12 protein-coding genes and 1 pseudogene are annotated in these 13,056 nt (G+C 68.7%); 6 read left to right on the forward strand and 7 right to left on the reverse strand.

Annotation, left to right across the window (positions count from 1 at the left end; all coding sequences use genetic code 11):
- Window positions 1-195: 195 nt before the first annotated feature.
- The 3 genes and pseudogenes from ACH492_RS27775 to ACH492_RS27785 all read left to right on the forward strand — a co-directional run bounded on the left by ACH492_RS27775 (window position 196) and on the right by ACH492_RS27785 (window position 2,509).
- Entirely contained in the window at window positions 196-582 is a 387-nt protein-coding gene (locus ACH492_RS27775; protein WP_398990400.1) for a hypothetical protein, read from the forward strand.
- Between the two features lie 160 nt (window positions 583-742).
- Window positions 743-916: pseudogene (locus tag ACH492_RS27780) on the forward strand (transposase); the annotation flags it as partial.
- Window positions 917-1,501: 585 nt separating this feature from the next.
- Complete coding sequence (locus ACH492_RS27785) at window positions 1,502-2,509, forward strand: serine/threonine-protein kinase (protein ID WP_398990401.1); 1,008 nt, start codon at window positions 1,502-1,504, stop codon at window positions 2,507-2,509.
- A 214-nt stretch (window positions 2,510-2,723) separates the two neighbouring features.
- Here ACH492_RS27785 and ACH492_RS27790 read toward each other — a convergent pair whose 3' ends face one another.
- Together ACH492_RS27790 and ACH492_RS27795 are read right to left on the reverse strand one after the other, a co-directional pair.
- Window positions 2,724-2,912, reverse strand: coding sequence for a hypothetical protein (locus ACH492_RS27790; RefSeq protein WP_398990402.1), 189 nt, complete (start codon window positions 2,910-2,912; stop codon window positions 2,724-2,726).
- 109 nt (window positions 2,913-3,021) lie between these two features.
- Entirely contained in the window at window positions 3,022-3,384 is a 363-nt protein-coding gene (locus ACH492_RS27795) for a hypothetical protein (RefSeq protein ID WP_398990403.1), read from the reverse strand.
- An 8-nt stretch (window positions 3,385-3,392) separates the two neighbouring features.
- Between ACH492_RS27795 and ACH492_RS27800 the strand changes: the two genes are divergently transcribed.
- Window positions 3,393-3,626, forward strand: a complete 234-nt coding sequence (locus ACH492_RS27800; protein ID WP_398990404.1) for a hypothetical protein — start codon at window positions 3,393-3,395, stop codon at window positions 3,624-3,626.
- Window positions 3,627-3,694: 68 nt separating this feature from the next.
- Here the strand turns inward: ACH492_RS27800 and ACH492_RS27805 are convergent, their stop codons facing one another.
- Together ACH492_RS27805 and ACH492_RS27810 are read right to left on the reverse strand one after the other, a co-directional pair.
- Window positions 3,695-4,954: a serine hydrolase domain-containing protein gene (locus ACH492_RS27805; protein ID WP_398990405.1), complete on the reverse strand. Its 1,260-nt coding sequence runs from the start codon at window positions 4,952-4,954 to the stop codon at window positions 3,695-3,697.
- Window positions 4,955-5,499: 545 nt separating this feature from the next.
- Complete coding sequence (locus ACH492_RS27810; RefSeq protein ID WP_398990406.1) at window positions 5,500-5,910, reverse strand: TetR/AcrR family transcriptional regulator; 411 nt, start codon at window positions 5,908-5,910, stop codon at window positions 5,500-5,502.
- Window positions 5,911-6,178: 268 nt separating this feature from the next.
- On the opposite strand from ACH492_RS27810, the gene ACH492_RS27815 reads away from it, so the two are divergent.
- A complete protein-coding gene (locus ACH492_RS27815; RefSeq protein ID WP_398990407.1) occupies window positions 6,179-7,189 on the forward strand; it encodes a phosphotransferase family protein in 1,011 nt (336 codons plus the stop codon).
- A gap of 209 nt (window positions 7,190-7,398) precedes the next feature.
- On the opposite strand, the gene ACH492_RS27820 is transcribed toward ACH492_RS27815, so the two are convergent.
- Together ACH492_RS27820 and ACH492_RS27825 are read right to left on the reverse strand one after the other, a co-directional pair.
- Window positions 7,399-7,827 carry a TIGR03668 family PPOX class F420-dependent oxidoreductase gene (locus ACH492_RS27820; protein ID WP_398990408.1) on the reverse strand — a complete coding sequence of 143 codons (429 nt, stop codon included), beginning with the start codon at window positions 7,825-7,827 and terminating at the stop codon, window positions 7,399-7,401.
- Window positions 7,828-7,916: 89 nt separating this feature from the next.
- Window positions 7,917-8,741 carry an LLM class F420-dependent oxidoreductase gene (locus tag ACH492_RS27825; RefSeq protein WP_398990409.1) on the reverse strand — a complete coding sequence of 275 codons (825 nt, stop codon included), beginning with the start codon at window positions 8,739-8,741 and terminating at the stop codon, window positions 7,917-7,919.
- A gap of 794 nt (window positions 8,742-9,535) precedes the next feature.
- Here ACH492_RS27825 and ACH492_RS27830 point away from each other — a divergent pair.
- Window positions 9,536-11,236: a penicillin-binding transpeptidase domain-containing protein gene (locus tag ACH492_RS27830; protein WP_398990410.1), complete on the forward strand. Its 1,701-nt coding sequence runs from the start codon at window positions 9,536-9,538 to the stop codon at window positions 11,234-11,236.
- A 297-nt stretch (window positions 11,237-11,533) separates the two neighbouring features.
- On the opposite strand, the gene ACH492_RS27835 is transcribed toward ACH492_RS27830, so the two are convergent.
- The gene (locus ACH492_RS27835) at window positions 11,534-13,045 is read right to left on the reverse strand and encodes a hypothetical protein (protein ID WP_398990411.1); all 1,512 of its coding nucleotides are present in this window, start codon (window positions 13,043-13,045) and stop codon (window positions 11,534-11,536) included.
- Window positions 13,046-13,056 lie beyond the last annotated feature (11 nt).

The raw sequence follows: 13,056 nt of genomic DNA on the forward strand, positions 1-13,056 counted from the left end.
AGGGGCAGCCCTTCATGCCGACGTACCGCAACCCGAACCATGAGCATGACCAGCCAGTGGTTTCCGCTCGGTGTGCTCGAGGTGACTCAGGACCTTGCCGGCGATCAGACTCGGCCGAATATGAGTACGTCAGGACGAACGAGCTGAGTACATCGTTCGATTCGCGCCCGCGTCGCTGCTGATCGAATGAGCACCATGATTCCTGAGGCACCGCGGAAGATCCGCTTGCAGCACGTCACCACCACCGGCTGGGCCTTGGCCTCGGCCCTGCTCCCGCTGGTGGCCGGCGTACTGCTGGCCAAGACGATGGCCGCGGATCCGCTCACGCCGGTCAATGCGATGATCACGCAGCGGGGGCAGCGTGTACGTATCTCACCGTCGCAGTGGCGCAGTTGCGGCCAGGATGCGCTGCGCAGGGGAAAGGCCGCTGCTGCGCAGGTCGGCAATGCGCCCGGCTGCCCGCATGCCGAGTCCCGTACCTGGCGATGCCGGATGTCTCGTATGCGGTCCGTCCCAAGGACGGCACTGGGCTGCTTCTGTGGTTGCACTGCCGGGAGGCCCCCGGGACCGCCGATACGTTGATCAGGCATGCTCGCGCGGCCTTTTCACCTGTTCCACTTTGCCCCGGCTCTGTCCCGGGAGCTGGAAGCGCTGCTGGTCCGTCACTTCCCGGCCATCGCAAGGGCGTTGAAGCGCGCAGGATTCTTCGGAGAGTGGCTGCCGTAGCCTGGAGCAGGCCAAGGCCGCACTGCGGGAGGTCTTCCCCGATACGCACGAACAGAGGTGCTGGGTGCACAACACCGCCAATGTCCTCGATGGCCTGCCGAAGTCGGCTCAGCCGACGGCCAAGAAGGCGATTCAGGACATCTACAACGCCTGGCACCGCGAGCATGCGGGCACGGCTGTCAAGACGTTCGCCATCGAGGCCGCCTGACCGAGCAAGCCCTGGCTGCCGGGCCGCTCGACGACGCCGGGGATGTGCCGCTGGATCGTGTCGGTGAACGGCTGGGAGGCCACGGTGCGGTGGATCCAGCCCATTCCCCGCCACCCCTCAGGCAGAGGCGGGTCGGCTCGTAGGAGACCCGTCGGCGGCCCAGGACGCTCACCTCGAGCGCCCGTCGCCGGGCGTCGGTGGTTGGTGTCGGCGTCGGTGGGCTTCCCGGAGGGAGGCAGTCGCGGTGTGGTGCCTCGGCTGCGGCCCGGGGACGGTGACGGGACGTGAGTGGCTGGTGGCCGGCTGTGGGATCGGGGTTGGTTTTGATCAAGCAGTTGTGTGGGTCAGTGGATAGAATTTGGGTGTGGGTGAGTGGCCTGTTGGTTCGGCTGCGCCGGGGTGTGTCTTCGGGGCCGGTTCGGGTTGCGCGGCGATGGGTTCGAGCGGGCACCGCGGGGTCGGCGTGTGGGATGTCGGGCGGGGGAGGGTCGTCCGCTTCGGTGATCCGGCTGGTGGTCGGTGTGTCTGTCCCGCGGCTGTCGCACGGTTGGGTGGTGGTGGCGTGTGATGGCGGCGTCGGATGGGATGAGTCTGTATTCGGGTCGGGCTTCAGGTCTGATCGGGGCGCAGATTGCTGGTTACCGGGTGGAGCGTGAGATCGGTCGTGGGGGTATGGCCGTTGTGTACTGCGCACGGGATTTGCGTCTTGACCGTACGGTTGCGCTGAAGCTGCTTGCCCCGGAGCTGGCCCGTAATGACACCTTCCGTCGCCGTTTCACGCACGAGTCGCGTGTGGCTGCAGCGATCGACCATCCTCATATCGTGCCGATCTTTGAGGCCGGTGAGATGGATGGTGTCTTGTATATCGCCATGCGTTATGTCTCGGGGCTGGACCTGCGGGCATTGCTCGACCGGGACGGTCCGTTGCCGGTTGCGACTGCGCTGCGTATCGCCGCTCAGGTGGCGTCGGCACTTGATGCGGCCCATGAACACGACTTGGTGCACCGGGATGTCAAGCCCGGCAATATTCTGGTTGCCCGGGGCACTGACAGTGATCACCCTGAGCATGTCTATCTCACGGATTTCGGGCTGACGAAGAAGTCGCTGTCGCTGACCGGGTTCACTGAGGTGGGTGAGTTCGTCGGCACGCTCGACTATGTGGCACCGGAGCAGATTTCGGGCCGCCCGGTGGATGGCAGGTGCGATCTGTACAGCCTTGCCTGCGTCGTCTACGAAACCCTCGCGGGTGGGCCGCCTTTCCAGCGGGATGAGGACATGGCGTTGCTGTGGGCGCATCAGTACGATCAGCCGCCTGCCCTGAGCGAGAGACAGCCGGGGATCTCGTCGGCGGTGGACAGCGTTCTGGCAAAGGCCCTGGCGAAGGTTCCCGACGACCGTTACGGCTCCTGCCTGGAGTTCGTGGCGGCTCTGCGTGCCACCGCGAGCGGTGTCGGCAGGGGTTCGCATCCGCCGACACAGGTGGATCCCAGGGGTGTCGCAGCTGCGCAGCACCCCGGGCCGGCCCCGGATCCGCCTGTCTGGGCACGGCCGGTCTTTGGCCGTCCTCCCGGTTAGGTTCTGTCCGGCGGACCATGCCGGGTCTGGTCGTGTCGCCCTGCCTGTATGCACTTCTGTTGGGGTTCGGTGCAGGTCTTGGGGAGCGGCGGCCGGCCTGTCGGCCACAGCCGGTGGAGCGTTTACGGTCTCTCTTCGTACCTGCGGTGGGGGTGTGAGCGACACGCATTGAGCGCCTAATCCCGCAGGCACTCCTGGTCCGGCGGCTTGGTCGTTACCGGTCCTGGAATGACCTCGACCTCGTTCGCACGCCGCAGGCTCGGACATCGTCGAGACCGCGCGCGTTCGTCTCCAGATCCGACCCGGTCTGCTCGTCGGCCGTCTCGAGTACCACCCGGACGCGGGCGCCATATTCGTCGGCCTCGACGGCGTGGAACCCGTCGAGGCCGACGAGCTGGGCCACCGACGAATGCGCTGATCAGGGCCAGCACCGAGCCATCGGAGATCGTTTCCCGCGCACTTCAAGATCTTTTCCCACCGCCCAGGTGAGGCCGCTCGAGTCGGATCCGCACTCAACGACATCCGGCGTTCCCAGTACGGAGGAGGGGTATTCCGAAGCCGGCCAGCGGGGCGGCGAGCTCCTCGCACAGCGGCTGCCCGGCAACCGCGCTGACGCGGCAACGGAGCTCCTGGACCGCGTTCCTGGAGGCGATCTGCTCGGCGTCTTCCTCGGACATGTCCGAGGTGTCGACGTCGACGGGCACCTCGTGCACGGCATGCCACCGCTCGCCCTCGCGGCCGCCGGTCACGGTCCCGCCGTCGACGTCGAACCGCACCTGCCGGGCGGCCTGCTTTTCGGGAGCGATCGTTCCCCCGATGCGCTGCTGCCAGGCGAGGGCGGAGGACGGTGCTCCGCGCTGGCCTGCTCCTGCCACTTGCGGCCGTGCCGGTCCGCGAGATCCACGACCCACGCGACGAGGGCGGCGGAGTCGGCCCCGTAGTTGCCGGTGGCGAACTCGGTGAGCTCCTCGCCGTAGGGCCGCCGCTCGTTCTGCATCCACTGCCCTCCCATATGCTCACCGCCGTCGCCGCGGCGCGCCCGTACGTACGCGAGATCGCGACCCCCGTCGCCGACGAGAACGGCCCGATGCTGACCGTCAACCAGCAGCTCCGCTAACGGCGCCAGCGGGCCGTCGGCTACTTCCAGGCCGTGCTCCCACCCGAACGCGCCGAACGGCCGGCGCCTCAGGCGGACGGGGACGGCGACGGCGAGGACGGCGCCGACGGCGGCAGGGCGTAGACGTTGTCCGGGGTCACGATGCGGGTGATGGCCTGAGCGAACAGCGTGCTGTTCTCGGAGCCCTTGTAGATGAAGTCCGCGTTGGTGAGGATCACCAACGTCGCCTTGGCCGAGGGCAGATAGACTGTCACCGACTCGTAGCCGGGGAGCGAGCCGTTGTGCCCGATCCACCCGTTGGTGGTGAAGATGCCGAGCCCGTACGCGGTTCCCGGGTAGCCGGTGGGCAGCATCCGCAGGCGCTGCCGTTGCGTGGCGGGCTCGAGCAGGGTGCCCGTCGCGAGGATCGGCGCCCATTTCCGCAGGTCCTGCAGGTCGGAGATGATCGCGCCGGCGGCCCAGGCCCAGGACGGGTCCCAGTTCGTCGCGTTCGCGACCTCGCCGTTCGGTGTCTGCACCGTGTAGCCCTGGGCGTGCGGATCGGGGAACTCGGTCCCCTTGGGGAAGACCGTGTTGCGCAGGCCGGCCGGTTCGATGACCTGCTGCTTCAGGAAGTCGCCGAGGGGTTGGCCGCTCACCTTCTCGATGACCAGGCCGAGCAGGATCAGGTTCGTGTTGGAGTAGTTGAACTTCTGCCCCGGGGCGAACAGCGGAGGGTGCTTGAAGGCGTAGTCGAGCAACTGCTGCGGTGTGAATTTCCGGTCGGGGTCGGAGAGGAAGGCCTTGTCGAAGTCCGGGTCGTCGCTGTACGAGAACAGTCCGCTGCGCATCTCGGCGAGCTGGCGCAGGGTGATGCGGTCGCCGTTGGGGACGTCGTCCACGTACTTCGAGATCGGGTCGTCGAGACCGACCCGTCCCGCGTCCACCAGCCGCAGGAGCCCGGTCACCGTGAACGTCTTGGTCCCGCTGCCGATCCGCACGTGCAGGTTCTCCGACATGGCGGCACCGGTGTCCTTGTCGGCCACACCGAACGAGCGGACGTACGTGCCCTTGCCCGGCAGCCACAGCCCCACGGTCACCCCGGGCACGCCCGCCTGCTTCAGCGTCTGCTGGACGGCCTTGTCCAGCTGCGACGACAGTGCCGGGGTAAGTTCACGGACCGAGGTGCTGGGGGAGGGCGTCGGGGCGGCGGCCGCCGGCGGGGCGTGCGTCGTGGTGCCGGTGCACGCCGTCACTGTCAGGAGCCCGGCGGCGGCGCATGCCGCCACCGCGAGTCTGCCTTGGGTTGTTGCCGCCGACCACCTGCGGTGTTCGGAGCTGCGCGTCATCCCGGATGCCTCTTTCCGCCGTGCGGTCAGTGCGGCGGCACGCGGAGACGGAAGGTCGCGAAGGGGCGCGTGCCGTGCCCAACGTAAGTCCGGCGCACATCCCCGAAGAGGAAACGGGGCCCGGCACTGACCCGTTCGCAGCAGGCCGGAACGGGCCATCCGGGAGCGGGCTCCTCGGGACCGGCCCGGAGCTACTGGTGGCGCGGCTGTGTCGGGGGGCGGTCATCTGGTGGTGCGAGTGCCGGGCGCGGGTAGCGGTTCAACGTAGCTCCGGTGGAACTGGTTGTACTGGCGGCGTGCGGATCTACCGCGCTCAGCCCTACAGCTCCAAGGAGCTTGCCGACCTATGGGGATGGGCCGGAGGTCAGCCCACCGACGAACTTCGCTGGGGCTGCAAGACCCTTCTGGCCCTGGGCGCGGGCGTGGGTCTCGACTCTCCGGAAGTCATCCCCCTCCGGGCCCCCGACGTCCGTCACTCAGCGCGGAGTCTCGTTCCTCTGCTTCAGGAGTTCATGCACCTTGGCAAGGGACGCCCCCGCAAGCTCTCAGTCCGGACCCTGTTGATCGGCCTGCATCTGTGCACCCAGATCAACGCCGGCCGAGTCGTCCTGGAACGCGTCACCGGCATCCTCTTCCTGGACACGCCGTGCGGCGGCGAGGAGCGGTCGGCCGGCGGCGAGCACCCTGGCGCGGTTGTCGCTGAATGCGGGGTTGCTGCTGTCCAAGTGCGCCAGCAGCTCGGAGGCGATGTGGCGCTTGCTGGTCGAGAAGGCGAAGAACCGGTGCAGCCAGGCCATGAGCACCGCTCCCGGCGTCTCGCCGTCGACAGTCTCGGCGGCCTCGCAGATGGCGTTTACCTCGTCGGTGTAGAGGGCTTCCAGGAGCTCTCGGCGGCCAGGGAAATTGCGGTAGAGCGTCGCCATGCCGACCCCGGCGCGCCGCGAGATCTCGGCCATCGACACCTGAGCGCCGGGGTTCGGCGAATGCGGCGCGAGCGGCCGTGAGGATCTAGTGTCGGCCCCCTGGGCCCCTCGACTGTTGCCATGTCCAACCGCAGGTCGGAGGCGCGAACGGTCGGTCAGTGACCTTATGTGCTCGTCTGTGGCCCGGTCCATGCGCGCAGGTATCGCTTAGGATCGGTCGCTTCTGCGGTGGCGTGCCTGAACGACAGCGCCTGCTCCAGCACCGGGGACCGCGCAGTCGATGCATGGGGGGAGGCAAGTCATGGACACGGTACGCAGGTTTGTCACACGGGATGACCTGGAAGGCGTCGCGCGTGCAGCTCTGGGTGCCGAGCATCGCCTCTTGGGCATATCGCGACTCCGGGGTGGAAGCAAGAAGGGCGTGTACCGCCTCACTTTCGACGATGAATCCACTGCGATCGTCTACATCTGGGACGACGCCGAGAGCTACTGGCCCACCATGCGGGCCGACGACGCCGACAACCATGCCGACCCGTTCTCGCCCGCCTCCGGCATCGAACTCTTCGAGGCCGCCCACCGGCATCTGGACACCCTCGGAATCCGCACGCCCCGGATCCGGCTGACAGACCGAAGCAAGAGCCACTACCCGGCGGACGTCGCCGTGGTCCAGGACGTGCCCGGCGACAACTTGGAAGCACTGCTCCGCCAGGACCCGCGCAGCGTGGGACCGACCATGGCGCGACTCGCCGAGGCACTCGGTGCGATGCAGCGGCACCAGGGTCCACGCTTCGGCAAGGTCGCCCTGATCGACAAGGGCGGCGCCTCTGAGGGCAGCTCATGTGAGCAGGTCGTCCTGGACCGCGCGCTCGACGACCTCACCGAAGCAGCGTCTCGCGACACGCGGATAACGCGTTCCCGCGACCAGCTGGAGACTGTAGTTCGCAAACAGGCTGCGGCTGTGCGCCCACGCTCGCAGTACGGGCTCATCCACGGTGAACTCGGGCCGGACCACGTGCTGGTGGACCGGCGTGGGCAGCCGGTCCTCATCGACATCGAAGGACTGATGTTCTTCGATGTCGAGTGGGAGCACGCGTTCCTGCGACTGCGCTTCGGTGAGCACTACCGGTGGCTGGACCACAGTGACCTCGATGAACAGCGTCTGACGTTCTACACGCTGGCGATGCGCCTGTCGCTCGTCGCCGGACCACTGCGGCTCCTTGACGGGGACTTCCCCGACCGCGAGTTCATGAGGGGAATCGTCGAGCACAACATCCAAGAGGCGCTCGCCTTCCTGCACATGGGCGAACGCTGAACCCCTTGCAACAGATCATCTGGTGCGGTTCCTCCTCCTCGGGGCCGACACGCAGTTGGAGCACGCGTAGTACCGGCCGCATCCGGCGCCGGAGCGAGCGGGGGGCCTGGTACCACCGGGAAGGACGGCGGCGCGGCACGGTAGCCCACCTCGCCCCGGCTTCAACCGTGCCGACGGCGCTCATGAACCGGCGCGGGCCTGCATGCGGCTCACGACGCGCGCCAGCCGCTCCAATTCAGGACCGAGACTTCGATCACCGGTCCGCCGGGTGGCCGGTCGGCATATTGTGGGTATTTCGCCGTGAGCAGCCGGATGCAGCGGGCGGCCTCGGGGGACTGGTCCGGTGACGGGAGCACTCGGGCTTTGCCTTCTGCCCGGGCCCACCACAGGCGGTCCCAGTCCTCCTCGTAGTGGTCCGTGAGCAGGCAGACTGACGGGTTGGCGGCGATGTTGGCGAGGCGTTTGAGTCGCGTCGTCCGCTTCGGTTTGTGGTCCACGGCCAGCATTACCGTGTCGCCGTCCAGGGCGAACACCACCGGCACCAGGTGCGGGCGGGCCGTCGTGTCCGCCGTGGCGAGGTGGGCGATGCGCGCCGCTGCGAACCGCTCCTGTGCCTCGGCGCTCGTCAGAGCGGGCATCGAACCCCTTTCGGCAGTCACTGCGGTTATGGCGGTTACGGATCTTCGTATCGGTCCCGCATTCCCGGGGCGCAGCGGTTTCAAGCGTCTCAGCGGTACCGGGCAGCGACTTGGGCCAGCCGGTCCAGGTACTCCAGCGTCTCCCGTTCGGGCATCGTCGGGACGTAGAACAGCAGCCGCTCAACCCCCAGTCGGCTGTAGCCCTCGATCTGCTCGGGATCGTCGGGAACCGCGTACACCGTCACCGGCACCTCTCGATCGGCAAGGGCGCGCAGCCGCTCGATCTTCGGACCGAGCTCCTGCGGCGGCAGGCTGTTGGCCAGCCACGCGTCTCCGAGCCGCGCCACCCGGTGGAACGCGCCCTCGCCGCCGCCGACGTAGATCGGCGGATGGGGGCGCTGCACGGGCTTGGGCCAGGCGTAGACCGGATCGAAGTTCACGAACTCGCCGTGGAACTCGGCCTTTTCCGCGGTCCACAGCTCTCTGATGGCGCGCAGCCGTTCGTCGGTGAGCCGGCCGCGGGTGGAGGGGTCGGTGCCGTGGTTCCTCATCTCCTCACGGTTCCAGCCGACACCGACGCCGAAGATCACGCGGCCGCCGGAGATCAGGTCGAGGGAGGCCACCTCCTTCGCCGTGATGACCGGGTCGCGCTGCGGGATGAGCGCGATGCCGGTGCCCAGCAGCAACCGCTCGGTCACCACACCGATCGCGGTCAGGGCGACGAAGGGGTCAAGGGTGCGGTAGTACATCTCCGGCAGCTCACCACCGCCCGGGTAGGGCGTCTGGCGGTCCACCGGGATGTGGGTGTGCTCGGCGATGAACAACGAGTCGAAAGCACGATCCTCAAGCGCGGTTCCGAGCGAGGTCGGGCTGATGCCCTGGTCGGTGATGAAGGTCGAGACTCCGAGTTTCACGACGGCTCCGTGGAGGGGCGAGTACGGGAAAGGACGCGTGGCACAGAGGTGCTGACTACCCACCCCGGGCGATCCCGCTCCCATGACCACCCGGGAGAACCATCGCGGAGCACGTTTCCGGGCCCGCGGTCGCAAGAACGCGCCGGGGTTGCCGGCGGACGTGCGGTCCGCAACCCCGGCGTGGCGTCTCCCGCAGGGCCGTGCGCCGACGCCCGGGCGGGCCGAGGACGGGCACGTTCTCGGGTCCGGCAGCCCGGCATCCGCCCCTCGGACGGGAAGCTGATGGGCACGCAGCGCGATACGCGGCTGGCGCGGAGCCTGGCGCGGTACTGCGGACAGTGTCTCGTGGCGGGACCTGCCCGTGCGGTTCGCTGTCGGTCTTCCACGACCACGCCAGGGTCGCAGCCGTCGAGCGCATGGTTCCTGAACGCCCTCACCGGTGCCCCTCTGCCGTACGGAGTCCATCGCACGGCCGCCGACGGTGACCCGCTGATGACCCTGTGCACGGTGGTGGCCGATGTGGCCGGCAATCGCATCGTCGTGGCCCCCAAGGGAAAACCGCCGAGCTGCCGGTGTCCGACTTCGCCCGGGGTATCGCGCCCGGGGTGATGTCGCGGTCGGCCGCGGTGACCCAGGAGGGCGGCCACGGCGGCGATGCGGCGGGTCCGATCGTGGCGGCGGTTGTCCGCGCGGGGGCTGAGGGCGGGGGCTGAGGAGCGGCCGCACATCTGCCGCCCCTAGTGTGGGGGACCTCTTGGTGAGGAGCTGGGGGATCGGCGAACGGCGGAGGACTTGTGGGCAAGAGAGGGCGCGCCGCGCGCAGGAGAACGCACCCTGCGCTGATCGGAGGCGTGGTCGCGGTGGTCGTGGGCGGCGCGGGGCTCGCCGCGTACAGCATGTATGGCGCCACGGCGGACGAGGACACGACGGCCGGCGGCACTGCGACGACGTTCAAAGCCGGCCCGGTGACGGCCGCGGAAGTCCGGGCCACGGCCGACGGATTCCTCACCGCGTGGCAGGGAGGCAACGCCACGCAGGCCGCCGCGTACACCGACGACACGGTGGCGGCGCAGACCGCGCTGACCGGGTTCCGCAAGAACGCGCACATCGACGATGTGACGCTGGCCCGCGGCGAGGCGTCCGGCGCCACGGTGACGTTCAAGGTCTCCGGCACCGTCTCGTACAAGGGCAAGAGCAAGCCCCTGGCCTACGACTCCCAGCTCACGGTCGTCCGCCGGGCGAAGGACGGCAAGCCACTCGTCGGGTGGCAGCCGTCCGTCGTGCACCCGGACCTGAAGCAGGGCGACACCCTGGTCACCGATGAGGCCGGGAACCCGCCCGTCAAGGCAGTGGACCGTGACGGCGCGGAGCTCACCGAGGCGAACTACCCCTCGCTCGGCACCGTCCTGGACGGGCTGCGGGAGAAGTACGGCAAGAAGGCCGGGGGTACGGCGGGGATCGAACTGCGGGTGGTCCGCGGGGACAGCGCGGACGCCTCGCAGAAGGACGACGGCTCGGGGAAGAGCGGGGAGAGTGACGACGAGACCCACGACAAGACGCTGCTGACGCTGTCCGATGGCACGCCGGGGACACTGAAGACCACACTCAGCGCGACCACGCAGGCCGCCGCCGAGCGGGAAGTGGGTGAGCGCAAGCGGGCGTCCATAGTCGTCATTAAGCCGTCGACCGGTGAGATCCTCGCCGCCGCCAATTCGAGCCATGGCTTCAACACGGCGCTCCAGGGGTCCCTGGCACCCGGCTCCACGATGAAGATCGTGACGTCGTCGATGCTGCTGGAGAAGGACCTCGCGTCGATCGACAAGTCGCATCCGTGCCCCAAGTACGCGTCGTACGGGGGCTGGAAGTTCCAGAACGTGGAGAAGTTCGAGATCAAGAACGGTACGTTCCGTTCGAGCTTCGCTGCCTCCTGTAACACCGCCTTCATCACGCAGGCCGAGAAACTCGACGACGACGATCTGACCAAGCAGGCCCAGCAGGTCTTCGGGCTCGGCCTCAACAACTGGTCGATCGGGGTGTCCAGCTTCGACGGGGCCGTGCCGGTGCAGAGCAATGCGCAGATGGCGGCGTCGCTCATCGGGCAGGGCGGGGTACGGATGAACCCGCTGAACGTCGCATCCATCATCTCCACGGCCAAGACGGGCGTCTTCCGGCAGCCGTACCTGGTCTCGCCCGACGTCGACGACCGCACGCTCGCGACGGCCGCGCGCAAGCTGGACGCGTCCGCGCAGACGCAGCTGCTCGAACTCCTGAAATACACCGCGACCTCGGGCTCCGCCGCGGAGGCCATGGCGGGCGTCGGCTCGGACATCGGCGGCAAGACGGGCTCCGCGGAGGTCGACGGCCAGACCAAGCCCAACGGCTGGTTCACCGCATGGCGTGGCGACCTCGCCGCGGCGGCGGTGGTCCAACAGGGCGGCCGGGGCGGCAAGTCGACGGGTCCGCTGGTGGCGGCGGTGCTGAAGGCGGGCAGCTGACGGCCGCCCACAGCGGGAACGGAACTCACTCGCCTGCTCGGTACACCGACCGCTCCGCCAGCGCCGCGCACCAGGCGTTCCGTCCATGACGAGGCCGCCGTCGAGCGGTTGTGGGGCGCCGTGGAGGAGGTCGGTCCCTCCGACGGGCACGTTGTCGACGGAGTACCGGGACATGGTCTTGGGCGGCCCGGCGGCACCGCCACCGCTCACCGGGTCCGTATGGTCTTCCAGCTCCCACAGCAGTCTCAGTTGACCGGTGCGGTTGCGCTCCTCAGACAATGATTTCTCGCTGGAGTGCTAGGGCACCAGGTCCGATACCACGGCAAGTGGCAGCGACGGGTTGGCGGCCGCCGCTTCCACCACCTGCCAGTCGGCGTCGGCGAGCAGCTCTACGATGACCGGCGGGGGGAGTGCCGGATGGCCGGCGGCTATTGGCCTCGCCTGTTTGTCCGCCAAGCAGGCGAGCAGCGCCGGGGCCGTCGCATTGCGATGCCGGGCGACCTCGCGGAACGCTTTCTGCACCGATGGTTCATGCCGGGTCAGGTCCTCCAGCAGCGCCGGAGTCGCGTCCGGGTTGGCCGCCACCTTGGAGACGACCCGGACTCCGTGCCGGTCGACCATGGCACGCAACTGTGCTTCGGAAAGGCCCGGGTGCGGAGCGATGGACTTGACCACTTTCGCATCGGGGTCGGTGGCCAGCGCGTCGCGGATCTCGGCCGGCAGATTGCGTCGTTGGGCCAGGAGCATCCGCGTGTCAGGGTTCGGCGACTGAGCCAGCTCCTCAACCTCGGCGGGAGATGCGGCGGCGATCCGCGGCAGCAGGGTGGCGCCGATCTTGGTAGCGCCGGCCAGGTGGGTGAGCACGTCGAGTGGCACGTGTGGGTTGTGTGCAAGCCTGCGCTGCACGTCGTGGCCACGGTCGCTGGCCAGCGCGCGGATCAGGGCGTCGTCGATCGCGGGATTCTCGGCGAGGTCGGCGCGGACACCGGGAGCGGCATCTACGGCGAGCCGTCCGCACACCTCCGAGGGCAGGTCGGGGCGGGCGGCGAGCGCCCAGCGCAACAGCATTGAAGGATGGTCGACGAAGCCGACGACGGCTTTGGTGGGTGTGGCCGGGTTCCGCAGTGCCGCCTGCTGCATGTCGTGCATGGTGGACTCGTGGGCGCCGTCGCAGGAGGCACCCGGCGGCAGATCGCAGTCGAGCCGCGGACATTGCGGATCGTGCACGAACGGCGTTTCTTCGCGGTCGCAGACCAGGCACCGCTGCGCGGGAGGCAGCCCCTCGCCGGTGATCAGGGCCGCCAGTACGGCCGGGGGCGTCGCCTCGTTGGCCGCCACCGCGCGGCGGACCTCGGCATGCGGATGCCCCGCAAGCATGGCGGCCACTTCCGGCGTGGTCCACAACGCGAGCTCCGCGACGACCCGTACGTCCGAGTCCGCGGCGAGCGTCTCCACCACATCGAACGGGAGGCCGGAGCAGGCAGCCAGCTTCTCCCGGCGCTCAAAGACCGGATCTGCCGCGAGGAGGCGCGCCCACTCCGGGCTGCCGGCACGGTCGTAGAGCAAGGCGAGGGCGGCGTGCGGCTGTGCCGCGGGATCGATGTCGGCGGCGGTCAGCCGGCCCTCGTACGCAAGCCGTACAGCGCTCTCCTCGACGCGCGAGGCCAACGCAACCGCCTGCGCATGGCTGAGGTCCCCGCGACCAGCGAGGTCCGCGGCGATGTCGGCGTCCGCGACCGCGATCAGCCGGTCGACCAACTCGGACGGCAGGGCAGCATTGGCAGCGAGCCCGCACAGAACATGGTTCACAGAGGGCATCC

This window comes from Streptomyces sp. NPDC019443, from assembly GCF_044389785.1.
In the GTDB taxonomy this organism is placed as follows: Bacteria; Actinomycetota; Actinomycetes; order Streptomycetales; family Streptomycetaceae; genus Streptomyces.